Annotated in this window: 20 protein-coding genes; 7 read left to right on the top strand and 13 right to left on the bottom strand. The window is 64.5% G+C overall.

Annotated elements, in window-relative coordinates; genetic code table 11:
- Positions 1 to 11 precede the first annotated feature (11 nt).
- From FJ940_RS11190 to FJ940_RS11165, 5 genes are all read right to left on the bottom strand, one after another.
- A complete protein-coding gene (locus FJ940_RS11190) occupies positions 12 to 1,634 on the bottom strand; it encodes a dipeptide ABC transporter ATP-binding protein (RefSeq protein ID WP_140656545.1) in 1,623 nt (540 codons plus the stop codon).
- Positions 1,631 to 2,500 carry an ABC transporter permease gene (locus tag FJ940_RS11185; protein ID WP_140517241.1) on the bottom strand — a complete coding sequence of 290 codons (870 nt, stop codon included), beginning with the start codon at positions 2,498 to 2,500 and terminating at the stop codon, positions 1,631 to 1,633. The genes FJ940_RS11190 and FJ940_RS11185 overlap by 4 nt, the downstream gene beginning before the upstream one ends.
- Positions 2,497 to 3,444 (bottom strand): ABC transporter permease, encoded by a 948-nt coding sequence (locus tag FJ940_RS11180; protein ID WP_140656542.1) that lies wholly within the window; start codon positions 3,442 to 3,444, stop codon positions 2,497 to 2,499. Before FJ940_RS11180 ends, FJ940_RS11185 begins: the two co-directional genes overlap by 4 nt.
- 229 nt (positions 3,445 to 3,673) lie before the next feature.
- Complete coding sequence (locus tag FJ940_RS11170) at positions 3,674 to 5,152, bottom strand: ABC transporter substrate-binding protein (RefSeq protein WP_140656540.1); 1,479 nt, start codon at positions 5,150 to 5,152, stop codon at positions 3,674 to 3,676.
- Positions 5,153 to 5,310: 158 nt separating this feature from the next.
- Positions 5,311 to 6,585: an acetylornithine deacetylase/succinyl-diaminopimelate desuccinylase family protein gene (locus FJ940_RS11165; protein WP_140656537.1), complete on the bottom strand. Its 1,275-nt coding sequence runs from the start codon at positions 6,583 to 6,585 to the stop codon at positions 5,311 to 5,313.
- A 217-nt stretch (positions 6,586 to 6,802) separates the two neighbouring features.
- Between FJ940_RS11165 and FJ940_RS11160 the strand changes: the two genes are divergently transcribed.
- Entirely contained in the window at positions 6,803 to 7,231 is a 429-nt protein-coding gene (locus tag FJ940_RS11160; protein ID WP_140495693.1) for a L,D-transpeptidase, read from the top strand.
- 46 nt (positions 7,232 to 7,277) lie between these two features.
- Here the strand turns inward: FJ940_RS11160 and FJ940_RS11155 are convergent, their stop codons facing one another.
- The 6 genes from FJ940_RS11155 to FJ940_RS11130 all read right to left on the bottom strand — a co-directional run bounded on the left by FJ940_RS11155 (position 7,278) and on the right by FJ940_RS11130 (position 12,976).
- A complete protein-coding gene (locus tag FJ940_RS11155) occupies positions 7,278 to 8,246 on the bottom strand; it encodes a lipid A biosynthesis lauroyl acyltransferase (protein ID WP_224519172.1) in 969 nt (322 codons plus the stop codon).
- Between the two features lie 12 nt (positions 8,247 to 8,258).
- Positions 8,259 to 9,287, bottom strand: coding sequence for a zinc-binding dehydrogenase (locus FJ940_RS11150; RefSeq protein ID WP_140517233.1), 1,029 nt, complete (start codon positions 9,285 to 9,287; stop codon positions 8,259 to 8,261).
- A gap of 37 nt (positions 9,288 to 9,324) precedes the next feature.
- On the bottom strand, positions 9,325 to 10,596 hold the full coding sequence (locus tag FJ940_RS11145) for a beta-ketoacyl-ACP synthase (RefSeq protein ID WP_140564127.1): 1,272 nt from the start codon (positions 10,594 to 10,596) through the stop codon (positions 9,325 to 9,327).
- Positions 10,597 to 10,637: 41 nt separating this feature from the next.
- On the bottom strand, positions 10,638 to 11,825 hold the full coding sequence (locus FJ940_RS11140) for a beta-ketoacyl-ACP synthase (protein WP_140579795.1): 1,188 nt from the start codon (positions 11,823 to 11,825) through the stop codon (positions 10,638 to 10,640).
- Positions 11,826 to 11,842: 17 nt separating this feature from the next.
- Entirely contained in the window at positions 11,843 to 12,124 is a 282-nt protein-coding gene (locus tag FJ940_RS11135) for an acyl carrier protein (RefSeq protein ID WP_010909964.1), read from the bottom strand.
- 303 nt (positions 12,125 to 12,427) lie between these two features.
- On the bottom strand, positions 12,428 to 12,976 hold the full coding sequence (locus tag FJ940_RS11130; RefSeq protein WP_140517227.1) for a histidine phosphatase family protein: 549 nt from the start codon (positions 12,974 to 12,976) through the stop codon (positions 12,428 to 12,430).
- A gap of 263 nt (positions 12,977 to 13,239) precedes the next feature.
- Here FJ940_RS11130 and FJ940_RS11125 point away from each other — a divergent pair, with 263 nt between their 5' ends.
- The 3 genes from FJ940_RS11125 (at position 13,240) to FJ940_RS11115 (ending at position 16,984) form a co-directional block, all read left to right on the top strand.
- A complete protein-coding gene (locus tag FJ940_RS11125; RefSeq protein WP_140564125.1) occupies positions 13,240 to 14,190 on the top strand; it encodes an AEC family transporter in 951 nt (316 codons plus the stop codon).
- A 228-nt stretch (positions 14,191 to 14,418) separates the two neighbouring features.
- Positions 14,419 to 15,876, top strand: coding sequence for an NAD-dependent succinate-semialdehyde dehydrogenase (locus tag FJ940_RS11120; RefSeq protein WP_140564124.1), 1,458 nt, complete (start codon positions 14,419 to 14,421; stop codon positions 15,874 to 15,876).
- Positions 15,877 to 15,961: 85 nt separating this feature from the next.
- Positions 15,962 to 16,984: an aldose epimerase family protein gene (locus tag FJ940_RS11115; RefSeq protein ID WP_140517222.1), complete on the top strand. Its 1,023-nt coding sequence runs from the start codon at positions 15,962 to 15,964 to the stop codon at positions 16,982 to 16,984.
- A gap of 3 nt (positions 16,985 to 16,987) precedes the next feature.
- On the opposite strand, the gene FJ940_RS11110 is transcribed toward FJ940_RS11115, so the two are convergent.
- Complete coding sequence (locus tag FJ940_RS11110) at positions 16,988 to 17,908, bottom strand: sugar kinase (protein ID WP_140495702.1); 921 nt, start codon at positions 17,906 to 17,908, stop codon at positions 16,988 to 16,990.
- 151 nt (positions 17,909 to 18,059) lie between these two features.
- Between FJ940_RS11110 and FJ940_RS11105 the strand changes: the two genes are divergently transcribed.
- Positions 18,060 to 18,509 (top strand): FixH family protein, encoded by a 450-nt coding sequence (locus FJ940_RS11105; protein WP_140495703.1) that lies wholly within the window; start codon positions 18,060 to 18,062, stop codon positions 18,507 to 18,509.
- Positions 18,510 to 18,516: 7 nt separating this feature from the next.
- Positions 18,517 to 19,716, top strand: coding sequence for a cytochrome c peroxidase (locus FJ940_RS11100; RefSeq protein WP_140656534.1), 1,200 nt, complete (start codon positions 18,517 to 18,519; stop codon positions 19,714 to 19,716).
- A 1-nt stretch (position 19,717) separates the two neighbouring features.
- On the opposite strand, the gene FJ940_RS11095 is transcribed toward FJ940_RS11100, so the two are convergent.
- Positions 19,718 to 20,170: an Lrp/AsnC ligand binding domain-containing protein gene (locus FJ940_RS11095; protein WP_140631128.1), complete on the bottom strand. Its 453-nt coding sequence runs from the start codon at positions 20,168 to 20,170 to the stop codon at positions 19,718 to 19,720.
- 164 nt (positions 20,171 to 20,334) lie between these two features.
- Between FJ940_RS11095 and putA the strand changes: the two genes are divergently transcribed.
- Entirely contained in the window at positions 20,335 to 23,946 is a 3,612-nt protein-coding gene (gene putA / locus FJ940_RS11090) for a bifunctional proline dehydrogenase/L-glutamate gamma-semialdehyde dehydrogenase PutA (protein ID WP_140656531.1), read from the top strand.
- Positions 23,947 to 23,963: the final 17 nt, after the last annotated feature.

The following is a 23,963-nucleotide window of genomic DNA, read 5'->3' as shown; positions in this document are numbered from 1 at the left end:
GAACCGATCGCTCACCCCTGCTCCTGCATACGGCGTGCAATTGCCCTGTGCAGGTCCGGCGCTGCGGCGACAAGCGTCTTGGCCGCCTCGGATTGCGGGTGATCCAGCACCTCGCTCGTCCGGCCACGCTCGACGATCTGGCCGTCATGCATGACCAGCACTTCGTCCGTTATGGCGCGGGCGACGGTGAGGTCGTGGGTGATGAAGAGATAGGCGATGCCGAGTTTCTGGTTGAGCTCGGCGAACAGGTCGAGGATCTGAGCGCGGATCGAAACATCGAGCGCCGAAACCGGCTCGTCGGCGACGACCAGTTTTGGGCGGGTGATGATGGCGCGGGCGATCGACAGGCGCTGGCGCTGGCCGCCGGAAAATTCGTGCGGATACTTTTTCATGTCGTGCTGGTCGAGGCCGACCTCGTGCAGCGCCTGCGCCACCATCTCGCGGCGCTCGGCGCGCCCCGGTTTCCTGTCCAGCACGTGCAGCGGCTCGGCGACCAGTTTCTCGACCTTCTGGCGCGGATCGAACGAGCCATAGGGGTCCTGGAACACCACCTGCATGTCGCGCCGCGCCGGCTTCAGGTCCGCCTCGCTCTTGCCGGTGAGGGGCTCGCCGCGAAAGCGGATGATTCCCGAACTCGGCCGGTCCAGCGCCAGGATCATGCGCGCCAAGGTGGACTTGCCGCAGCCGGAGCGGCCGACCAGCGCCACCGATTGGCCCGGCGCCATCGACAGCGACACGCCGTCGACGGCGCGGATATCAGGCGCGCGCCGGAACAGCGAGGTGCGCCGGCCTGGATAGTCGCGCGTCACGCCCTCCACCTCGAGCAAGGGCCGGGCTGCCGAGGCGCCATGCGGCCGGGCGCGGGCCGGCACGTGCATCGAGGCCAGCGCCAACTGGCGGGTATAGGGGTGGAGCTGTTCAGAGAGCGTGCGGGCCGTATCGCCGGCTTCCATGACTTCGCCCCGACGAAGAATGGTGATGCGATCCGCCATCTCGGTGACCACGGCGAGGTCATGCGAGATCAGGAGCAGGCCCATGCCGCTCTCCGCGACAAGGTCGCGCAAGAGGGTGAGGATTTGCGCCTGCAGCACCACGTCGAGCGCCGTGGTCGGCTCGTCGGCGATCAGCAGCTTCGGCTTCAGCGCGCAGGCCATGGCAATGACGACGCGCTGGCGCTGGCCGCCGGACAGTTCGTGCGGATAGCGCGACAGCGGGAATTTTGCCGACGGCAAGCCAACCCGGTCGAGCGTTTTTCGCGCCCGCTCTTCCGCCTCGGCGCGGCTCGCCTTGGCATGCCAGCGTATACCTTCGGCGACCTGCTCGCCGATGGTCTTGAGCGGGTTCAGCGCGGTCATCGGCTCCTGGAACACCATGCCGATATCGTCGCCGCGCAGGGCGCACATCTGATCCTCGCTTGCCGCGAGGATGTCGATGCCGTCGAAGGTGATGCGCCCGCTGGCACGCGCGGCATATGGCAAGAGCCGCATGACGCTCAGAGCCGTCATCGATTTGCCGGAGCCGGATTCGCCGACCAGCCCCATTACCTCGCCGGGCGCGATGGAGAACTCGATGCTCCGGAGGATCGGCGTGTCGCCGATCGCCAGCGACAGATTGTCGATTTCCAGCAGGCTCATCGTTGCCGCCGCGATTTCGGATCGAGGATGTCGGCGATGCCGTCGCCCAAAAGGTTCAGCCCAAGCACGGTGATCACGATCGCCATGCCGGGAAAGATCGCCATCCAGGGCGCCACCACCATGCGGGTCTGGGCGTCGAACAGCATGCGGCCCCAGCTCGGCATTGGCGGTTGGGCGCCAAGGCCCAGATAGGAAAGCCCGGCCTCGGCCAATATGCCGAGCGCGAACTGGATAGTGCCTTGCACCAGGAGCAAGGTGGCGATGTTGGGCAGCACATGTTCGATGGTGATCAGCGCCTTGCCCTTGCCCGCGGCGCGGGCGGCGAGGATGAATTCGCGCGGCCAGATCGCCAAGGCGCCGGCTCGGGCGACGCGGGCAAAAACCGGGATGTTGAAGATGCCGATGGCGATAATGGCATTGATGGCGCCGGGGCCGAAGATGGCGGTGATCATGATGGCCGACAAAAGCGCAGGGAAGGCGAAGACGAGATCGTTGATGCGCATCAAGGCCTCGTCGACGAGGCCGCCGCGCGCCGCGGCGAAAGCACCGAGCGGCACGCCGACGCCCATGCCGATGCCGACCGCGACCAGCGCCACCGCGATCGAATTGCGGGCGCCGACCATGATCATCGACAGGATGTCGCGGCCGAAATGGTCGGTGCCGAACCAGTGCGCCCAGGACGGCGCCAGCGTCTTGTCGGATATGACCAGCCGGGTCACGTCATAGGGCGTCCAGAGATAGGAGAGGATCGCCACCGCCGCCACGAACAACGTGACAGCGAAGCCGGCAAGAAACGAGCGGTTGCCGAACGCCTTGACGAGGATGCCGCCCAGCGTCTCTTCGGGGATGTCCGGATGCAACATCATTGCCGGCTTCGGAGGCGCGGATCGACGACGGCATAAGAGAGGTCGACGACGAGGTTGACGGCGATGACCGCGGCGACCAGCAGCATGACGACGCTTTCCACGACGATCAGGTCGCGCTGGGTGATCGCCTGGAACACCAGCCGGCCGAGGCCGGGCAGGTAGAAGACGTTCTCGATGATGATGGTGCCGGCGAGCAGGAAGGCGAATTGCAGGCCCAGAATGGTCAGCACCGGGATCATGGCGTTGCGCAGTGCGTGCCGCCACAGGACCGCGCGATAGGGCAGGCCCTTGGCGCGGGCGGTGCGGATATAGTCCTCGTTCAGCACCTCGATCAGTGCCGAACGGGTGACGCGTGCCAGGATCGCGGCCTGCGGCAATGCGAGCGCCACAGCCGGCAGCAGCAGTGATTTCAGCGCCGGCCAGGCACCGGCCCCCCAACCGGGAAAGCCGCCGGCCGGAACCAGCCGCAGCCAGACCGCGAAGAGATAGATCAGCATCAGCGCGAACCAGAAATTGGGAATGGCGACGCCGAGCTGCGCGGCGCCCATCGCCGCTGTGTCACCCATCCGCCCGCGATGGTTCGCTGAAAACAGGCCGACCGGGATGGCGATGAGGGTGGATAGGGCGAGCGCAATCAGCGCCAGCGGCAATGAGACGACGAGACGCTCGCGCACGAGGTCGATGATCGGCACCGAATAGGTGTAGGAGCGGCCGAAATCCAGGCAGAGCAGGCCGCCGGCCCAGTGCAGGTAGCGCCAGGGCAGGGGCGCGTCGAGGCCCATCTGGTTGCGCAGCAGCTCAACCTGGTCGGCGCTGGCATTCATGCCCAGCATCAGCCGCGCCGGGTCGCCGGGCAGGATCTCCAGCACCGCGAAGACGACCATGGAGGCCAGCGCCAACGTGGCGGCGGCGATCGCGAGACGCCTGAGGAGGTAGGCGGTCATGGGCGGTAGACGGGCGGGCGAAAGTCGAGTTCCCGCGCACCCCCCTCTGTCCTGCCGGACATCTCCCCCGCAAGGGGGGAGATCGGCAGTTTCCATGTCGTCGACCAGCATTCAACGTCGGCGATTGGCGAAAGCATAAAGGAGGGTGCAATCTCCCCCCTTGCGGGGGAGATGCCCGGCAGGGCAGAGGGGGGTGCGGAGCGCAAGCGTCGCCTCTTGGCCAACGGCTTCACTCGTTCCACTTCACCTTGGTGAGATCATTGGCCTGGATCGGCGCGTTTTCCCACAGGCCCTGCAGCTTGGCGTCCCAGACGCCGACCTTGGGCAGTTCGTAGAGGAAGCCGACCACGGCGTCGTCGGCCAAGATCTTCTGTGCCTGCCCCAGCAATTCCTTGCGCTTGGCTTCATCGGAGGTGACGTCCAGATCGGCGATCACCTTGTCGAAGGCCGGATTGTCGTAGTTGAAGTAATAATCCTTACGCGCATAGATACCGATGTCGTTGGGCTCGGTATGGGAGACGATGGTTAGGTCGTAGTCCTTCTTGGTGAACACCTGGTCCAGCCACTGCGCCCATTCGACCGGGATGATCTCGAGGTTGATGCCGACGTCACGGAGCTGCGAGGCGATGATCTCGCCGCCGAGCCTGGCATAGGTGGGCGGCGGAAGCTTCAGCGTCGCCTTGAAGCCATTCTCCAGGCCTGCTTCCTTCAAGAGTTCCTTGGCCTTGGTGACATCGTGCGGATAGCGGCCGGTGAGGTCGACGTAGTCCTTGTTGGCCGGCGACATATGCGAGCCGATCGGCAGGCCGAGGCCGGCCGAGGCACCGTCGATGATCGCCTTGCGATCGAGCGCGTAGGAGATCGCCTGCCTGACCAGCAATTTGTCGAAGGGCGGCTTCTTGTTGTTGATCGACAGGATGGTTTCGCCTTCGGTCGAACCGATCACCACCTTGAAACGCGGATCGTCCTTGACCTGCGCGAGACTGTCGGGATCGAAGAATGGGAACGCCTGGATATCGCCGGAAAGCAATGCCGGTACGCTAGCAGCGGCATCGGGCACGATGCGGAACTCGACTTTGTCGAGGTAAGCCGGCGTGCCCCAATAGCTGTCGGATTTCACCAGCGTGATCGAGGATCCCTTGGCCCAGCTCTGGAATTTGAACGGGCCGGTCCCGACCGGCTTTTCCTTGTTGGCGTCAGCGGATTTCGGCGAGACGATGACAGCATCGCCCCAGCCCATATTGTAGAGGAAGGATCCCTGCGGGTTCTTCAACGTCACCTTGACCGTTGCCGGGTCGACCACGTCGACCATATCGATGGCTGCGAACAGGGCTTTTTGCGCATTGACCGAATTGTCGGCGCGGGCGCGGTCGAGCGAGAATTTCACGTCGTCGGCGCTGAAGCCGGCGCCATCGTGGAATTTCACGCCGGTGTGCAGCTTGAAGGTGTAGGTCTTGCCGTCGTCGGAGATGGTCCAGCTTTCAGCCAAATCCGGCAGGACCTCGCCATTTGGCCCGATGCGGGTCAATCCTTCGAACACGTTGGCGTAGAGAACCTCGTCGATTGCCGCGGCCGCGCCGGCGGTCGGATCGAGATGTGGCGGTTCGAGCGGGATGCCGATGACCAGATCGGTTCGCGCCGCCAGCGCGGGAGTGCCGACGGCCAGCGCCAGGACGGCCGCGGCCAGGATGGTTTTCCACAATTTCATCGTGCTACTCCCCGTGTGGTCAAACATGCGCTCAAACCGGGCGAATAGAAGCGTGATTTCGCACGGGAGTAAATTGCGTTTCGTGCCGCGCGGCGGCGTAGCCGGGAATGTTTTTCTCCGGACGGCCGCGTCGACCGTTGGCTCTTGCCCGTGCGGCGCTATCGGGCGCCGCGCAGCAGCACGTTGAGCCCGAACGCCATCACCTTGGCCGATTCCACCATATCCGAGATGCCGACCCATTCGTCAGGCCGGTGGGCGAGATCGAGAATGCCCGGGCCATAGGCGATGCAATCATAGACATGGCCGATGCGGGCAATGTGCTTCTGGTCGTAGGTGCCCGGTGAAATGACGTAGTCGGGCTCGCGATCGAAGATCGCGTGGACGCCTTGCGCGATTGCCTTGACGACCGGAGCGTCGCGTTCGGTCATCAGCGGCAGCACCTCCATCAGGTCACGGATCTCGTAGTCGAACTTTTGCCGATCGCGCTTCAGCCGCTCGAGAATGCCGATCACCTCGCCCTTGACCGTGGCGAGATCCTCTTCGAGCAGGAAGCGGCGGTCGATGGTCAGCCGGCAGGAATCGGGCACGTTGGGCGAGGGCAGGCCGGGCCGGAAATCCTCGGTCTGGCCGCCATGGATGGAGTTGATGTTCATGGTCGAACGCTTCGCCCCTTCGGGCACGACCGGCATGCGCGTCATCTTGCGGTCGAGCGCGGGGAACAATTCGTCCTCGAAGGCCTGCAGCACGGCGCCCATATGGCGCACCGCATTGTCGCCGAGGAACGGCATCGAGCCATGCGCGATTTCGCCCTTGGTCTCGATCTCGGCCCACCAGACGCCGCGATGGCCAAGGCAGATGCGGTCCTTGTTCAACGGTTCGGGAATGATGACGTGGTCGACCCTGGGTTTCGAGAAATAGCCGAGCCTCGCCAGATGCGCGACACCGCCGAAGCCGCCAGATTCCTCGTCGACCGTGCCTGATATCTCGATAGCACCGGGAAAATCGGGAAATACCTCCATGAAGGCTTCGGCCGCGATGATCGAGGAAGCCAGGCCGCCCTTCATGTCGCAGGCGCCGCGGCCGTAGACCTTGCCGTCCCTGACGATGCCGGCGAAGGGATCGACGGTCCAGCCGTCGCCGGCCTCGACGACATCGATATGCGAGTTGAAATGGACGCAGGCGCCAGGCGAGCGCCCATCGAAGCGAGCGACGACGTTGACGCGCGGGTAGCGGTCGGTGTCGCCGGGCGTGCCCTCGGCACGGATGAACTCGGTCTGAAAGCCGCTCTTCTTCAGCCGCGCGGCAAGAAATTCGGCGCATGGCCGGTACGCTTCGCCGGGCGGGTTGATGGTGGGAAAGCGGATCAGCTCGGCGGTCAGCGCGACGAGATCGTCACGCCGGTCATCGATCGCTTGGAAGAGTCGCTCGTTCATGGCCCGAGTTGAGCAGCGATCGGCGTCGTTTTGCAAGTCCGCTGGCAATTAGGCCGTTGCGGCGTGTCGTTACGGCAACTCTTGCGGGAATTCGTTCAAATTCGCTGCTTTGGATTGGCGAATTGGTCAAGGGTATATGTTATGCCGTTCACCTGTCATTAAAGAGATGAAAAACGACGTGAAGGCAGGCAAGGGGCAATCAAAGGGGTTTGATCGCATGAAAAAGACAGTTCTCATGGCAGCAGCACTTGTCACGATGCTGTTGGGTGCTTCGGTGCAGAGCTGGGCAGCCAGCCTCATTGCAAATATAGACGTGTCGTCGCAGACGATGACGGTCAGGTACGGCCAGGAGGTCTACCGGTGGAGCGTGTCCACGGCTCGGTCCGGCTACTTCACGCCACGCGGCACCTACCGACCGCAGCGAACGGCCCGGATGTGGTATTCGCGCAAATACGACATGTCGCCGATGCCTTATTCCGTGTTCTTCCACGGCGGCTATGCCATCCACGGAACGGGCGCGGTGAGGCAGCTCGGCCGACCGGCGTCGCATGGCTGCGTGCGGCTGCATACGGCCAATGCGGCGGCTTTCTACTCGATGGTGCGAGAAGTCGGCTTCGGCAACACGCGCATCGTCGTGAGGAACTGACTGCTAAGCCGGCCACTGTGCCGGAGGCGCATCGGACGGATTCAGGCTAGGCGCTTCGGGTCTTTGCCTTGCGTCGCTTGCGGCTGATGTCCCATCTCTTGTGGAACCACATCCACTGGCCGGGATCCTCGCGCACCCAGCGCTCGACCACGTCGTTGAGGAGCTGGGTGGTGGCGCGCACGTCGACACTGCCATCGGCGGTGCGGGGCAATGTCAGCTTCTCTTCTATCTCGAGCCTGAAGCGGTTGCCCGGCAGCCTGACGCAGCGCGCCGGGTAGACGTCGCAATCATAATGACGGGCAAGTGTGCCGAGCACGCGATTGCTCTGGCAGGGGCGGCCGAAGAATGTCGTTTCCAGGCCGCCCGTGAACTTCTGGTCGACGAGGACCCCGATATTGCCGCCGTTTTCCAATACCGAGGCGAGCGCGAACGAAGCGCCCGCCATCGAGGGCAGCAACGATCCCATGGTCGCGCGGCGCGTCGAGAGGATGTAGTCGGCCAGGTACGGATTGTTGGGCGGGCGAAACAGCGCGGTGATATTCATGCCGAAAGTAGCCGCCGCCACCGGCAGCAATTCAAAATTGCCGAGATGTCCGGTGAAGACGATGTGCGGCTTCTTTTCGGCCGCGATCTCGACGAAATGGTCTACTCCCCTGACCTCGACACGGCCGGGACTGGTGGCGGCTGGATCGTAGTCGAACAAGGCGTCGAGAAAGATGTATTCGGCGGCGAGACGCGCCATGTTGCCCCACATGTCGGAGGCGATGGCCTGGATCTCGGCTTCGCTCTTGTGCGGATAGGCCTTGCGCAGATTCTCGACGGCCACATTATGGCGTCCGACCCATGGACCGATGCGGCGGGCGACGCGGTCGGCGAAATTCAGCGCGCTGTCGGGGGGCAGCAGGCGCAGCACCGAGATGATGATCATCGCAATGCGCGCGACCAGCCAGTGCTCGAACCGGCGCAATTGCCGGCCGTAGCGGAACATCAGGTCGCGGCGAAGCTTCTTCAACACAGAAGTCAGGGCCTAGACGACGCGTAGGATGATCTTGCCAAAGACGTCGCGGCCTTCCATGCGCTTCAGCGCGGCGTCGATGTCGTCGAAGCCGACTTCGGTATCGATGACGGGTGCGACCTGTCCCGCCGCCATCTTCTGCATGGCGTCAGCCATGTTCTCCATGCGGCAGCCGAAGGAGCCGAGCAGCTTCAACTGCTGCTGGAAGAGCTGCATCAGATTGACCTGCGCCGACACGCCGGACGTCGAGCCGCAGGTGACGAGCCGGCCACCGCGCTTCAGGCACAGCATCGAGCCGGCAAAGGTGTCGGCGCCGACATGTTCGAAGACGACGTCGACGCCCTTCTTCTTGGTCAGCTTGCGCACGACGCCCTCGAACCGGTCGTCACGGTAGTTGATGACATGATCGGCGCCGAGCGCCTTGGCCTTGTCTATCTTGTCGTTCGAGCCGACCGTGGTGATGACCGTGCAGCCCATCCGCTTCGCCAGTTGGATGGCGGCCGAGCCGATGCCGGATCCGCCGGCGTGGACAAGGATCGTCTCGCCGGGCTCGAGCCTGGCATTGTCGAACAGCATGTGTTCGACGGTGCCGAAAGTGACGGGGGCGACAGCCGCGCCGATCTCGCTCACGCCTGGAGGGACGGGGACCAGCAGGCGCGCCGGCAGGTTGATCTTCTCCTGCGCGAAGCCGTCGAGGTGGAAGCCATGAACGCCCGAGACGTGTTCGCAAAGATTGTCGCGGCCTTCGCGGCAGGCACGGCAAAGGCCGCAGGTGCGCGCGCCGTAGATCGAGACCAACTGTCCCGGCAGCAGGCCGGAAACGCCGGGACCGACGGTCTCGACCTCGCCGGAGGCTTCCGCGCCGACGACCAGCGGCAGCTTGCGCTTGGCGAAAGCCATGCCGCGCCAGCCCCAGACGTCAATGTGGTTCAGCGCCACTGCCTTGATGCGCAGCGTCACCTCGCCGAGCGCGGGCGGCGGCGGGGGCGGCAGGTCCACCGTTTCAAGACGGCGGTCCTCGATAAGTTGCAGTGCGCGCATGGAGCCTGTCGGTTCTGTTCTAGCGGAAGTGGCTCGCTTAGACCGGTTCCCGCGCCATGACAAGGCAAGTGTTCTGGCCGCCAAAGCCGAAGGAGTTCGAAAGCACGGTGCCAACCTGCGCATTGCGCTTCTTGTTGGGCACGACATCGAGCACGATCGCCGGATCGGGATTGTCGTAGTTGATGGTCGGCGGAATGACGCCTTCGCGCATGGTCATCAGGGAAAATGCCGCTTCCACCGCGCCGGCGGCGGACAGCGTATGGCCGATCATCGACTTGTTGGACGAGATCGGCATCGAGCCGATCCGCTCGCCGAACACCGTCGACAGCGACAGGTGCTCCATCTTGTCATTTTCCGGCGTCGAGGTGCCGTGCGCGTTGACATAGTCGATCTCGTCCTCGCCCAGGCCGGCATCGGCGAGGGCGGCGCGCACCGCCGCGATCGCCGGCGAACCATCCGGCTTGGAGCGGGTGCGGTGGAAATCGTCCGCCTTTTCGCCGCAGCCGCGCAGAATGCCCAGAACGCTCGCTCCACGGGCGAGCGCTGCCTCCAGCGATTCCAGCACCAGAGCGCCGGAACCTTCGGCCAGCACGAAGCCGTCGCGGTCCTTGGAGAAGGGCTTGGAAGCCTTTTCCGGGATGTCGTTGTGGGTCGAAAGCGCCGACAGCAGCGAAAAACGGATCAGCGCCTCGGCGGTCGCCGAGCCGTCCGCGCCGATCGACAGCGCCCGGTCGCATTCGCCTCTGCGGATTGCCTCGACCCCAAGCTGGATGGCCGTGGCGCCGGAGGCGCAAGCGGTCGACAGCGTGATCGGCAGGCCGCGCGTGCCGAAACGGTCGGCGAGCCGGTCGGCGATCGACCCGAACTGCGTGGTCTCGAAAGTATCGAGCTCCTTCAGGCCGCGCGCCACCCGAAGCAGCCTTTCGGCACCGGCGTCGTGCTTGTCGGAATTATAGAGCGCGAACCGCTCATGCCAGTCGAGTTCGACCGGCGGCGAGGCCAGAAACAGCGGTCCGCCGAAGTCGCTGGAATTGAGGCCGGCTTCGGTAACAGCTTCCTGCGCGGCGGTCTCCGCCAGTTCGTAGGTGAGGGGACTGGCGCCCTTCGAGCTCGACGCAAGGAAATCGACCATGCCGGAAATGCGGGTGTTGAGGTGGTCGACAGGGAAGCGGGTGATCGGGTGGATGCCCGATCTGCCCGAGGTCAGCGCCGTCCAGTTGTCTGATTTGCCGGCTCCAAGGGAAGTAACCACGCCGATGCCTGTGACGGCAACGATCGGCCTGCCCATGTGATCTCTGAGATTGGCCATCCGGAAGCCCTAACCTTTGTCGTTGTATGTGGCTGGCCGCTCTATGCGGCGTTGACCAGCGCCATGCCCTCGAATTGGTGGTAGCCGATCGCCGTTGCAAGGACGCTTCTTGGAATGCCTTCGAACGGTTTCTCGGCAGCGGCATCGAAAACGGGGTAGGCGGCCTTACGGTCGACGGCGAGCGCCGCCAGCGCCACGGCGAAGGGAAACTGCGCTTCCTTCATGTGGCCGGTCAGCGTCGCGAAGCCGCGCACCGCGATCGCGGGATTGCTGTCGAACGCCGACTTCTCGGCAGCGGTAGCCGCGTGAGCGCCTGAGGCGCCAGACAGGGAAAGCAAGCCGCCATTCGGCACGGCGGTCTTCTTGAGCAGCGCGGCGATCTCGGAATCGAGCTCGCCCTGCCGCCGCCTGGCACGGCCGGAGACGACCGGGCCGAGCTCGGCATAGATCCTGCGCCCCCGGCTTGCCGCGTGTTCGCGCTGCTCCAGCACCAGGAAAGCGCCGCCGGATCCCGATACCACGCCGCCACCTTCGGCGCCTTGCCGCTGCCAGACGGGCTTCCAGGCGCCGCGATGCAGGTAGCCGGCAAGCTCATAGCCGAGCAACATATCGGAATGTTCGGTCTGGAAGGCGCCGCCCACCAGTATATGCGTCGACTGGCCGGAACGAATGCGCGCGGCAGCCGTCTCGACGGCGGCTACGCCGGCGCCTTCCTCGCCCATGAAGGTCCTGGACGATCCCGTCACCTTGTGGACGATGGAGATGTTGCCGGCGAGCAGATTGGAAAGCTGTGCCAGGAACAGGGTGGGGCGCAGTTCGGTGGTGAGCTTCTCGTTGAGCAGCACGTCACGGTCGTTGCGGCTTTCCGAGGCGGCCAGGATGGCGGCATCGACCGCTTCGTCGCGCTCGCCGCCGCCGGCGGCCACGACCATGTCCATGGTCGTGCAGAGCTCGTCATTGCCCTTGATGCCGGCATCGTCCAGCGCAAGACCCGCGGCATAGGTGCCGAGCCTCTGCCAGGTTTCCATCTGGCGCTGGTCGCCGCGCTTGGCGATCTGCAGGTTCCAGTCGATCTCCGGCAGCGGATGGACGGTGTAGGGCGCGAAACGCTCGGCTTCGAGCACCGGCTTCTGATCCGGCTGAGTGAGCTTGCGCCAGTGTTCATCGGGGCCTTCTCCCAACGAGGAGACAAGGCCAATGCCGGTGATGACGACGTCGCGGGGGCTCATGGATGATCGGGTACGGATCAGGCGGTCTTGGCGGCGACCAGTGCGTCGATCTTGGCGCACAGGTTCTTCATGACAAAGTAATCGTCCGTCGAGGCCTTGCCGTCATTGACTTCCTGGGTCCATTTTTCCAGCGGCACCTTGATGCCGAATTCCTTGTCGATGGCGAAGACGATGTCGAGGAAATCGAGGCTGTCGATGCCGAGATCGTCGATCGTGTGGCTCTCGGGCGTGATGGTGTCGATATCGATCTCGCTGGTGTCGGCAATGATCTTGGCGACTTTGTCGAACGTGGTGGACAAGGGCTTTTCCTTCGGTTGCGGGCGGAATCTGTCCGCATCTTGTTTGGGCGCTGTCTAATCGGTTTTTCCCGGCAGGAAAAGGCCTGATACGCCGGGCGCAGATGGGTAGCGTGCCCAAGAAACGCAAGACGGGCCGCCGGTCAACCCGGCGGCCCCTCCATGGCTGGCGACCGCGGATGATGTTGGCCTCATTGTCGCGGCCCTAGCGCGGCATCTTTTTTGGGTGGTATTTTGGCAACATTACCTCTGTCGCAAGTCCTCATCGACGCGCGGCTGCTCGCGGATGCGCCGGTCGGCCCCGATTTAGAACGTAACCCGGCCGAGCACACGCAGACCGTCGCCCTGCGGCTCGACGACAACGGCTTCGCCCTCGCGCGGCGAGACGCCGGTCAACGCAGCGATATTTTCCAGATGAGTGACCATGACCAGGTTGTCAGAGCCGGAATAGGCGCGGATTTCCTTCATGATCGCGGCGATCTGGGCCGCCTTTTGCGCCGCGTCGCCCTTCAGCAGGTCGAGCGGCGCGAAAGGCTCCGGCTCGGTCTCGAAGGCGATGCGCGCGGTGTCGAGGCAGCGGCAATAGCGGCTGGACAGCACGCGCTCGATCGGCGCGGCGCGGGCGGCAAGCAAGGCGCCGATCTTGCTCGACTGCTGCTTGCCGCGTGCGGACAGATTGACCTGGGTGGCGCAGCTGTCGATATCAAAATTGGCGGGATCGGTGGTGCCGGTGACCATGGCATGGCGCAAAAGCACGACATGGCCGCCATCGCGCAGCAGCGCCCAGCCGGCATCCGTCGCATGCGCTGCAGCCGGAACGCCAAACAGGAACAACGCCAAGGCAAATCGGATCATCGTAATCCTTCCAGAAGCCGGGTACCGGCCATCCGCATATAGGGATCGGAAAGCAGGTACAAAGACAAGCGAAAGGCCTGCGGTCTCCGCGGTCTCACTTCTCCTTCGTCATCCGCTGCTTCACCAGATCGGTCTTCCGGTCGTGAGCGGGATGGGAAAAGTCCAGCCGCCTTCGGCGATGCCCCGCTTGGCAGAACAAATTCGGGGTCGAAGAAATTCGGGCGCGATTGCACCGCGACCTTGGCTCGCCTATCCCTGGAAAAATGTCTCCGCTTACCGAAACCGTCCTTTTCGTCTTCAGCCTCGTGGCGCTCGGCTACCTCGCCGGGTTCACCGGTTATATGAAGCCGGCGAGCGGCGAGGGGATATCCGATTTTGCGGTCAGCGTTGCGATGCCGCTGCTGTTGTTCCAGACGATGGTGAATGCCGATTTCCACGGGGTGGCACCGTGGTCGCTATGGGGGGCCTATTTCGCGGCGGTGGCAATCACCTGGGCCGCCGGCCATGTCGTTACCACGCGGATATTCGGACGCGACGCACGCGCGGGTGTCGTCGGCGGGGTGTCGTCGGCCTATTCCAATGTTGTCCTGCTCGGCGCGCCGTTCATTCTCGGCATATTCGGGCGGGATGGATTCGAGGTGCTGTCGCTCCTGGTTTCCGTGCATCTGCCTGTCATGATGATGGCTTCGATCGTGCTGTTCGAGATGTTCGGCCGCGGCGGCGGCGAGCATGTGCACCCCGTGCGCGTCGTCCGCAATTTCCTGAGGCGGCTGTTCATCAATCCGCTAATCATCGGCATTCTTTTGGGTCTCGCATGGCGCTTCAGCGGCATCCCGCTGCCCGAACTGGTCATGCGGCTGGTGGACGCGCTGGCCGGCACCGCCGGGCCGGTGGCGCTGTTCGCCATGGGGCTCAGCCTGCGCCGCTTCGGCATATCAGGCAATGTCCGCCCGGCGCTGGCGCTATCGACGCTGAAGCTGTTCCTGATGCCGGCGCTGGTTCTGATCTTCGTCTGGTTGCTCGGCCTGCCGCCCTTGACCGCCAAGGTAGCGGTCGTGGTGGCGGCGCTGCCATCCGGCATCAATTCCTATCTCATTGCCGTGCAGTTCAACACCGGCCAGGCGCTGGCTTCGAACCAGATGACCATCGCGACCGCGAGCGCGGTCGTCACCACGGCTTGCTGGCTCGCGGTGAGCGTGCACGTCTTCGGCTGACATGAATAAAACCGGGGTCTGAGCCGCTCGCGTGAATCCGGTTTGACGCGATGTCTCAGCGGTGAAATCAAACCTCGGCTCTCGCCTTGCACTGGCATAACCCCTATATGCCATCTTGCGATTGCTTGCGGGGCTTTCCCTAGGATAAGAGCAATGGCCCCAGCGCCGATGCGCTAATCGAAGACATCCAGATAGCGGCCCGTCAGTGCGCCGAACGGAGGCTAGACCATGCTTCAGAAAACCAGCCATTTCATGCGCCAGGCCAATCTCATCAACGGCGAATGGGTGCAGGCCGACAGCGGCCAGACGGTCGACGTCACCAATCCGGCAACCGGCCTCAAGATCGGCACCGTGCCCAAGGCAGGCAAGATCGAGACCCGCCGCGCCATCGAAGCCGCCGACGAAGCTTTCAAGACCTGGCGCAAGACCACCGCGCTCGAGCGCTCGAAGCTGCTGCGCAAGCTGCACGATGCCATGATGGACAATCAGGACGTTCTGGCGGAGCTCCTGACCATTGAACAGGGCAAGTCGCTGTTCGAATCGAAGGGCGAGATCGGCTCGGCCGCCTCCTACATCCTGTGGTTCGCCGAGGAGGGCCGCCGCACCTATGGTGATGTCGTGCCGTCGCCGTGGGCGGACCGCCGCATCCTGGTGACCAAGGAACCGGTCGGCGTCATCGCCGCCATCACGCCGTGGAATTTCCCGTCCTCGATGCTGGCCCGCAAGCTCGGCCCGGCACTCGCCGCGGGTTGCACCGCCGTGGTCAAGCCCGCCTCGCAGACGCCTTACTCCGGTCTCGCCTGGGGCGCGCTGGCCGAGGAAGTCGGCTTCCCCAAGGGCGTAATCAACATCCTGACCGGTGCGGCCGGCGAAATCGGCGATGAGATCTGCGCCAATCCGCTGGTCAAGAAGATCACTTTTACCGGCTCGACCGAGGTCGGCAAGATCCTGATCCAGAAGTCGTCCGTCACCGTGAAGAAGGTGTCGATGGAGCTCGGCGGCAATGCGCCGTTCATCGTCTTCGACGACGCCGACATCGACCGCGCCGTCGCCGGTGCGATCACGGCCAAGTACCGCAATTCGGGCCAGACCTGCGTCTGTACGAACCGCTTCCTTGTCCAGGCCGGCGTCTATGACCGGTTCGTCGAGAAGCTGGCTGCCGCCAGCGACAAGCTGAAGGTCGGCTCCGGCCTGGAGGAGGGCGTGCAGCAGGGGCCGCTGATCGACGAGAAGGCGGTCGAGAAGGTCGAGGAACTGATCGCCGATGCGACTTCGAAGGGCGGCAAGGTCGTCGCTGGCGGCAAGCGCCATGCGCTCGGCGGCTCGTTCTTCCAGCCGACCGTCATCGCCGATGCGACGCCCAAGATGCGCTTCATGAAGGAAGAGATATTCGGGCCGGTGGCGCCCGTCTTCAGGTTCGAGACCGAGGAAGAAGCGATTGCGCTTGCCAATGACACCGAATTCGGCCTCGCCTGCTATTTCTACACCGGCGATCTCGGCCGCGCCTTCCGCGTCATGGAAGGGCTGAAATATGGCATGGTCGGCGTCAATGAAGGCCTGATCACCACGCCGGAAGCACCGTTCGGCGGCGTCAAGGAGTCCGGGCTCGGCAAGGAAGGCGGACATCAGGGTATCGAGGATTACCTCGACACCAAATATGTCTGCATCGGCGGCCTCGGCCTCTGATAGACTGTCGCCGGGACAGGCAGGCCTATGATCTGCCTGCCCCGGCTACGAAACGGGCCGTCTGGATCAACTGACGTTTGCGGGCATGGCAATGAAGGACGGCGAGGTTTTCGGCACCACCCAGGCGGGCGACCCGATTCGCCGCTTCACCATCAGAGGCGGCGGACTTAGCGCCAATATCCTTGGGCTCGGCGCGATCATCCAGGACCTGCGCCTGGCCGGCCACGATGCGCCTCTCGTGCTCGGCTATGATAATCTATCATCCTATGAAACCGACACGGCTTTCTTCGGCGCGGTCGTCGGCCGCTATGCCAACCGCATCCGCGACGGCCGTTTCACCATCGCCGGCAAGCGCTACCAGACCGAGCGCAATTTTCTCGACAAGCACACGCTGCATGGAGGCTCGCAAGGCTTTTTCCATCGGCCGTGGACGGTTTCGCTGCACGGGCGGGACTTCGTCACGCTGACGCTGCACGATCCCGACGGCACGATGGGCTTTCCCGGCGCACTCGACGTCACCTGCACCTACCGGCTGAAGATCCCCGGCACGCTCAGCGTCGAGATATCAGCCACATGCGAGGAGCCGACGCTGTGCAATCTCACGCAGCATTCCTACTTCAATCTCGATGATGGCGGGACGGGCGACATCCTCGATCACCGGATGATGCTCAATGCCGGCGCCTATCTGCCGGTGGATGGCGAGATGATTCCAACGGGCACGGTGAAGCCTGTCGACGGCACGCCTTTCGATTTCCGCCAGGCACGGCCGCTGCGCATGGAGATCGAGGGCGAGCAGCTTGCCTATGACCAGAACTTCTGCCTCGCTTCGGCGCGCGGGCCGCTCAAGCAGGCGGCGTGGGTGCAAGGCGCGAGCTCCGGCGTCGAGATGGAACTGTGGACCACGGAGCCCGGCGTCCAGCTCTATACCGGCCAGTATGTGACGCCGCGCACGGGGCTGGAAGGGCGAAACCACAAAGCTTTCTGCGGTTTCTGCCTGGAGCCGCAAATATGGCCGGACGCGCCGAACCGGCCGTATTTCCCGCAGGCGACGCTGTGGCCGGGTGCGATCTACCATCACGTGACGGAATATCGGTTCCGGCTGCCCTGACCCTCAATCCGTTTCGAATGCCGCACGCAACGTCTCGAATGGCGCCAATGCGCCGCGAACCTGCACCACGCTGGCCGCGACACGGTGCGCGCGCTTTGTAGCCTCCGCAGGGGTGTGTCCGGCGAGACGCGCGGCGAGATAGCCGCCGTTGAAGGAATCGCCCGCGCCCGTGGTGTCGACGGGCGTGGCCACATGGATCGCCTGAACGTCCCGCAGCGTCCCGTTCTCGACGATCAGCGCCGGCTGTTCCCCGTTCTTGACCACGACTTCGCCGACCAGTTGCCCGAGCCGCCCAGCCGTTGCCTGTGGCGCTTCATCGCCGAACAGCATCTGCTCGTCCGGGAAAGTCGGCAATGCGATGTCGGTGACGGCGAGCGCCTCCAGGATCGCGGCTTGCGCCTCCTCGCGATCGCGCCACAGCCGTGGCCGGTAGTTGGGATCGAAGGCGATCAGCGACCCCGCGGATCGCGCCTCGGCCACGGCCGATAGCAACGTGGCGCGCGCAGCGGAGTCCAGAATTCCCAAAGTGATTCCGGAAAAGTAGACAAGCGCCTGCTTTTCAAGGCTTTTTGCCAACGCAGCCGGATTGGAGGCAAGCTGCCTGGCAGCCGCATCGCCGCGCCAATAGGTGAAGGAGCGTTCCGCGCCGGTCAGCGTGATGGCATAGAGGCCGGGCCGCGCCCCCGGGATAACAGGGCTTTCGCCAATGCCGATGCCATTGTCCGCGAAGAAGCCGATCTGGTCTTGCGAGAAAGGATCGTCTCCGAAAGCCGAGACGTAGGTCGCTGGCCTTCCACTCAGCGCATGCAGGGCCCACAGCGTGTTGAACGTATCGCCGGCAAATCCCATGCGCCAGTTCGAACCCGTTTGGCCCGAAAGCTCGATCATGCATTCGCCGATCGAGGCGACACCTTTGCCGATCATGATCCATCCCCTGTTACGATGCTGCTGTAGCTTTTTGGAGAGTAGAGCGCCATGCTTGGCAAGGGCGGTTTTTTCCGTCACCTGCGATTCCAACAGGTTTGGCGGGATGCGATCGGTGCGGCAAAACGTTATCCCCTGAAGAGGAACCGGCTTGGCTTCGATATGGCGTTATCTTTTGGCGGGTCTTGGTCTGGCAGCCTTGCTGGCTGGCATCCTGGCAGTGGTCTATCTGACCGCACCGCGAACCGCGCAGGTTGCCGGCCCGGATATCTCCCGAACCAAAAAGACCGAGAACGGATTGTTCATGGCGAGCTTCGCGCCGGAACGCGGCGTCGTCCGTCAAGGCGAACTGGAAGCCTGGCTGTTGACGTTGAAGACGATAGCCGGGACGCCGGTGGAAGGGGCCGCGATCGCGGTATCGGGAGGCATGCCGCAGCACCGCCACGGCCTGCCGACCAGCCCGCAAGCGACGGACTATCTCGGCGACGGGCGCTATCGCATCGAAGGCGTGAAATTCACCATGAGCGGCTGGTGGCAGCTGCATTTTGCCATCTCCGCGACGGCTGGGTCGGATACGGTCGTCTTCAACGTCGTGCTGTGAGCCGCAGATGAGGCGTCTTGCGCGCTTTTTCGTCTTGATGGCGATGGCCGTCCTTGCCGGCTGCGGCAAGCCGGACTTTTCCGATGCCGAGAAGAAGACCATCGCCTCGCTGGCGCTGTCGAGGCTGCCGGCCCTGAAACCCGACACCACCAACCGGTTCGCCGATGTCCCGGCCGCCGCTGCCCTTGGCTCGACGCTGTTCTTCGACGCCAGCATGAGCCGCGACGGCACGGTGTCCTGCTCGACCTGCCACAAGATCGACCGGCAGTTTCAGGACGGCTTGCCGCAGGCGGTTGGCGTCGGCCGCACGAACCGGCGTACCATGCCGCTCGCCGGCATCGCGCGCGATCCCTGGTTTTTCTGGGACGGACGGCGCGACAGCCTGTGGGCGCAGGCGCTCACGCCGCTGGAGAACCCGCTGGAGCAGGCGGGAAACCGTGCCGCCTATGCGCATTACATCAAGGCGCGCTTCGGCGACCGCTATGAGCGCATCTTCGGCCCGCTGCCCGATCTGTCCGACATACCAGCCAATGCCAGTCCGCTCGGCAGCGATGCCGAGAAGGCTGCATGGAGCGCCATGAGCGACCAGCAGCGTGACGCGATAAACCGGGTGTTCGCCAACATCGGCAAGGCAATCGCTGCCTTCGAACGCTCGATCGAGCCGCCGCAGACCCGCTTCGACCGGTTCGCGCTGGACCTGGCGACCGGCGCCGAGCCGAAAGGCGACGCCGCCTTCTCCCGGGAGGAAATCCTCGGCCTGAAACTGTTCATCGGCAAGGCCAATTGCGTGACCTGCCACAATGGGCCGCGCTTCACCGACAATGGGTTCCACAACACCGGCGTGCCGCCGGTCAAGGGCCTGCCGCCGGATCGCGGCCGCGTCGATGCGGTAGGCCAAGTTCAGGCCGACCCGTTCAACTGTTTCGGCGCCTACCGTGATGGCGACGTCGACGCCTGCGGCGAATTGCGGTTCATGGTCAAGGATACGCCGGAATTGGTGCGCGCCTACAAGACGCCTTCGCTGCGCGGCGCGGCGACGCGGCCGCCCTACATGCACGCCGGTCAGTTTGCGTCGCTCGACGAAGTGGTGGCGCACTACGCGAAGGCAGCCCCCAGCGTTGAGGGTACATCCGAAATTCATCCGCTTGAGCTGTCGGACCGCGAGCGCGCGGCGCTGGTGGCGTTTTTGAAGACCTTGGCGGAGTGAACTATCGATCCTTCACAGTCTCCATCGCCACGAAGGTCGAGGTCTGGGCGACATGGGGCAGGGCGGAGATGCGCTCGCCCAGCACGCGGCGATAGGCGGCGATGTCGCGGGTGCGGACCTTCAGCAGATAATCGAAGCTCGACGCCATCATGTGGCACTGTTCGATCTCCGGAACGGCTTGGACAGAGCGGTTGAAAGCGTCCAGCGCGGCGGACCGGGTGTCGGACAGTTTCACCTGGACGAAGGCGACATGGCCTTCGCCCATGCGCTCGCGGTCGATAATCGCCTGGTAGCCCCTGATGTAGCCGTCCTTCTCCAGCCGCTTCACCCGCGCCTGCACCGGCGTCTTGGACAGGCCGACCTTGGCGGCGAGCTCCGACATGGAAAGCCTGCCGGCGCTTGCCAGCGCCGACAGGATGTTCCTGTCGATGCGGTCCAATTGGTCTTCCCTCATCGAAAATGCAGCCTTCTTCGGGTAGTTTGCGGCGATATGATAGATCGATCGAACTGCAATGTCGATTTCTTCAGACCGCCTGAAAATCGGGACTTGTGCTAGCTTGCGCCATTCGGTCCGGTGACCGCCGGCCCGCTCCCTTGTGCTTGCCCGTAGGACCCGCCATGCCAGCGCTCGACGCCATCCGCCAGCAAATCCGCGCCAACTATCTGCCCGACGAGGATCAGGCCGTGAAGCGGCTGGCCGAGGCGAGCGGCCTCTCGGCGGAGGACCGCCGGGCGATCTCTGCTCGTGCCGCCGATCTGGTGCGGGCGGTGCGCGGCTCGTCCGATCCGCGGCTGATGGAGGTTTTCCTGTCCGCCTATGGCCTCTCCACCAAGGAAGGCGTGGCGCTGATGTGCCTGGCCGAGGCGCTGCTGCGCGTGCCCGATACCGAGACGATGGACGACCTGATCGCCGACAAGATCGCGCCGCACGACTGGTCGGCGCATTCGGGCGGCTCGAGCTCCATCTTCGTCAATGCCTCGACCTGGGCGCTGATGCTGACCGGCCGCGTGCTCGATGAAGGCGAGGGCGGCATCGAAGGCACGCTGCGCGCCATGGTTCGCCGGCTGGGCGAGCCCGTCATCCGCAAGGCGGTGGCGGCGGCGATGCGCGAGATGGGCGAGCAGTTCGTGCTCGGCCGCACCATCGCCGAAGCGGTGAAGCGCGGCCGGCCGATGACGCAGAAGGGTTATCTCTATTCCTTCGACATGCTGGGAGAGGCGGCCCGCACCGAGGCCGATGCGCTGCGTTACCACAAGGCCTACGCCGATGCCATCTCGTCACTCGATGCCGGTTCAAACGGGCCTGATATCCGCCACAACCACGGCATCTCGGTGAAGCTCTCGGCGCTGCATCCGCGCTACGAGGAAGCGCAGAAGGAAGAGATGCTGCCTGTCATGGCCGAGCGGCTCCTTTCGCTGGCGCTCGCGGCGCGCCATTCGCGCATGGGCCTCAATATCGATGCCGAGGAGGCCGATCGCCTCGACCTCTCGCTCGACGTCATCCAGCGCGTGCTTGCCGAGCCGGAGCTTGCAGGCTGGAACGGCTTTGGCGTCGTCGTCCAGGCCTATGGTCCGCGCGCTGCCTTCGTCATCGACTGGCTCTATGCGCTTGCCACGAAATACGATCGCACCATCATGGTGCGGCTGGTGAAGGGTGCCTATTGGGATACCGAGATCAAGCGGGCGCAGACGCTGGGGCTCGCCGGCTACCCCGTCTTCACCCGCAAGGTCAACACCGACGTTTCTTATCTCGCTTGCGCGAGAAAGCTTTTGTCGATGACCGATCGCATCTATCCGCAATTTGCCACCCACAATGCCCACACTGTCGCCGCCATCCTGTCGATGACGAAGAACCGTGAGAGCTTCGAGTTCCAGCGCCTGCACGGGATGGGCGAAGCGTTGCACGAGACGGTGCGTAAGGCCGAAGGCACGCGCTGCCGCATCTACGCGCCTGTCGGCGCGCATTCCGACCTGCTCGCCTATCTGGTGCGCCGGCTGCTGGAGAACGGCGCCAATTCATCTTTCGTCCACCAACTTACCGACGAGGATGTCGAGCCCGAAGACATCGCGCGCGACCCGCTAGAAGCGGTCGAGAGCCAAGGCCCCGCCGCCAATCCCGCGATCCCCCGGCCTGCCGTCATCTTCGGTGCAAGCCGCCGCAACTCGAAAGGGTTCGACATCACCGATCCGGTGACGTTGGCAGCGATCGACAAGGAGAGGACAGCCTTCGCGGGCCCTAACCGCTGGCACGCCAAGCCGATCACGCGCGCGGCCGGCTATGGCGAGCAACGCCCGGTCGTCAATCCGGCCAGGCCTTCGGAAGTGGTGGGCATGGTCAGCGAAGCCACCGCCAAGCAGGCGGCAACCGCCGTGCGCATCGCCGTCGAAGCGCAGCCAGCCTGGGCAAAGCGTCCGGTTGCCGAGCGCGCGGCCATCCTCAATCGCGCCGCCGATCTCTACGAGGCCAATGCCGTCGAATTCTTCGCGCTGGCCACCCGCGAGGCCGGCAAATCGCTGGCCGACGGCGTCGCCGAAGTGCGCGAAGCGGTGGATTTCCTGCGCTATTACGCGGCCGAGGCGAGCAATGCCGAAGCGGGCACCGAGGCGCGCGGCGTCATTGTCTGCATCTCGCCGTGGAATTTCCCCCTCGCCATCTTCACGGGCCAGATCGCCGCAGCGCTCGTCACCGGCAATTCGGTAATTGCAAAGCCCGCCGAACAGACGCCGCTGATCGCTTTCCGAGCCGTCGAAATGCTGCGCGAGGCCGGCGTGCCGGAAGACGTCATCCAGCTTCTGCCGGGCGATGGCCCCTCGGTCGGCGGACCGCTGACTTCAGATCCGCGCATTGCCGGCGTCTGCTTCACCGGCTCCACCGACGTCGCCAAGCTGATCGAGAAGCAACTGGCCGAGACAGCCGCGCCCGATGCCATGCTGATCGCCGAGACGGGCGGGCTGAATGCCATGATCGTCGATTCCACCGCGCTGCCCGAGCAGGCGGTGCGCGATATCCTCGCCTCCGCCTTCCAGAGTGCGGGCCAGCGCTGTTCGGCGCTGCGCGTCCTCTATGTGCAGAAGGATGTCGAGAAGAAGATGCTGGAGATGCTGAAGGGCGCCATGGAGGCGCTCAAGGTCGGCGATCCCTGGGCCATCTCGACGGATGTCGGTCCCGTCATCGACGACGAGGCGCAGGGTTCGATCCGCGATTACTGCACGACGATGGGTTTGCAGGGACGGCTGATCGCCAAGCTCGAAGCACCCAGGGATGGCCGCTTCGTCGCGCCGCATGTGTTTCGGGTCAAGGGTATCGAGGAGATGGAGCGCGAAGTGTTCGGGCCGGTGCTCCATGTCGCCAGTTTCGACGCCGATGAGATCGATGCGGTGATCGCCGCCATCAACCGCAAGGGCTACGGCCTGACGTTCGGTCTGCACACCCGCATCGAGGGTCGCGTGCAGCATTTCGTCGACGGGATCCATGCCGGCAACATCTATGTCAACCGCAACCAGATCGGCGCGGTCGTCGGCTCGCAGCCGTTCGGCGGCGAGGGGCTGTCCGGCACCGGGCCCAAAGCCGGCGGACCGCATTATCTCCGGCGCTTTCGCAAGGGACCGGAGGCAGACACGCCTGTTGGCGACGGCCACAAGGTGACGGCGACCGAACTCGCCGACAATCTGCCCGATCCCGCGCTTGGCGGCTGGTCGACGCGGCCGGACCGCATCGCCATCCTGCGCAAGCACCTGCGAGGCAAAGGTGCCGCGGCGATCGGTGCCGCCGCCGCAATCGATTTCGGCCAGGTCGACCTGCCCGGGCCGACCGGCGAGGCCAATACACTGTCATTGGCGCCGCGCGGCCGGGTGCTGTGCTTGGGACCGGACGGCGACACGCTGCTTGCGCAGACGATCCAGGCGCTCGCCGCCGGCAACGCGGTGCTGGCGGTGGCGCCAGGCGCGCCGGCGGCGCTTTCGGCGCTGACCGGCAAGGGCCTGCCGCTGGCGGCGATCGACGGCCGCCCCGATCCGGTTGAGGCGCGTTCGTTACGCGTCGACGTCGTCGCCTTCTCGGGGACGCCGGAGGCGGCGCGCATCGTGCGCAAGGTGATCGCCGAACGCTCAGGGCCGATCGTGCCGCTGGTCAGCGAAGTGCTCAACCCCGCGGCCTATGCGCATGAGCGGGCCGTCTGCGTCGACACGACCGCGGCGGGCGGCAATGCCAGCCTGCTTGCTGCCGCTTAAGGACGCCTTTCCGGCGG

This window comes from Mesorhizobium sp. B2-3-7 (genome assembly GCF_006442695.1).
In the GTDB taxonomy this organism is placed as follows: Bacteria; Pseudomonadota; Alphaproteobacteria; order Rhizobiales; family Rhizobiaceae; genus Mesorhizobium.
This window is presented reverse-complemented; position numbering and strand designations above follow the sequence as displayed.

What these genes read in the sequence shown, in the direction of transcription:
- FJ940_RS11160 (WP_140495693.1), top strand. Translation starts at nt 6,803, where the DNA reads ATGAAAAAGACAGTTCTCATGGCAGCAGCACTTGTCACGATGCTGTTG.
- FJ940_RS11180 (WP_140656542.1), bottom strand. Translation starts at nt 3,444, where the DNA reads ATGACCGCCTACCTCCTCAGGCGTCTCGCGATCGCCGCCGCCACGTTG.
- FJ940_RS11115 (WP_140517222.1), top strand. Translation starts at nt 15,962, where the DNA reads ATGGCAATGAAGGACGGCGAGGTTTTCGGCACCACCCAGGCGGGCGAC.
- FJ940_RS11120 (WP_140564124.1), top strand. Translation starts at nt 14,419, where the DNA reads ATGCTTCAGAAAACCAGCCATTTCATGCGCCAGGCCAATCTCATCAAC.
- FJ940_RS11165 (WP_140656537.1), bottom strand. Translation starts at nt 6,585, where the DNA reads ATGAACGAGCGACTCTTCCAAGCGATCGATGACCGGCGTGACGATCTC.
- FJ940_RS11100 (WP_140656534.1), top strand. Translation starts at nt 18,517, where the DNA reads ATGAGGCGTCTTGCGCGCTTTTTCGTCTTGATGGCGATGGCCGTCCTT.
- FJ940_RS11185 (WP_140517241.1), bottom strand. Translation starts at nt 2,500, where the DNA reads ATGATGTTGCATCCGGACATCCCCGAAGAGACGCTGGGCGGCATCCTC.
- FJ940_RS11125 (WP_140564125.1), top strand. Translation starts at nt 13,240, where the DNA reads ATGTCTCCGCTTACCGAAACCGTCCTTTTCGTCTTCAGCCTCGTGGCG.
- FJ940_RS11145 (WP_140564127.1), bottom strand. Translation starts at nt 10,596, where the DNA reads ATGGCCAATCTCAGAGATCACATGGGCAGGCCGATCGTTGCCGTCACA.
- FJ940_RS11110 (WP_140495702.1), bottom strand. Translation starts at nt 17,908, where the DNA reads ATGATCGGCAAAGGTGTCGCCTCGATCGGCGAATGCATGATCGAGCTT.
- FJ940_RS11095 (WP_140631128.1), bottom strand. Translation starts at nt 20,170, where the DNA reads ATGAGGGAAGACCAATTGGACCGCATCGACAGGAACATCCTGTCGGCG.
- FJ940_RS11190 (WP_140656545.1), bottom strand. Translation starts at nt 1,634, where the DNA reads ATGAGCCTGCTGGAAATCGACAATCTGTCGCTGGCGATCGGCGACACG.
- FJ940_RS11170 (WP_140656540.1), bottom strand. Translation starts at nt 5,152, where the DNA reads ATGAAATTGTGGAAAACCATCCTGGCCGCGGCCGTCCTGGCGCTGGCC.
- putA (WP_140656531.1), top strand. Translation starts at nt 20,335, where the DNA reads ATGCCAGCGCTCGACGCCATCCGCCAGCAAATCCGCGCCAACTATCTG.
- FJ940_RS11130 (WP_140517227.1), bottom strand. Translation starts at nt 12,976, where the DNA reads ATGATCCGATTTGCCTTGGCGTTGTTCCTGTTTGGCGTTCCGGCTGCA.
- FJ940_RS11140 (WP_140579795.1), bottom strand. Translation starts at nt 11,825, where the DNA reads ATGAGCCCCCGCGACGTCGTCATCACCGGCATTGGCCTTGTCTCCTCG.
- FJ940_RS11150 (WP_140517233.1), bottom strand. Translation starts at nt 9,287, where the DNA reads ATGCGCGCACTGCAACTTATCGAGGACCGCCGTCTTGAAACGGTGGAC.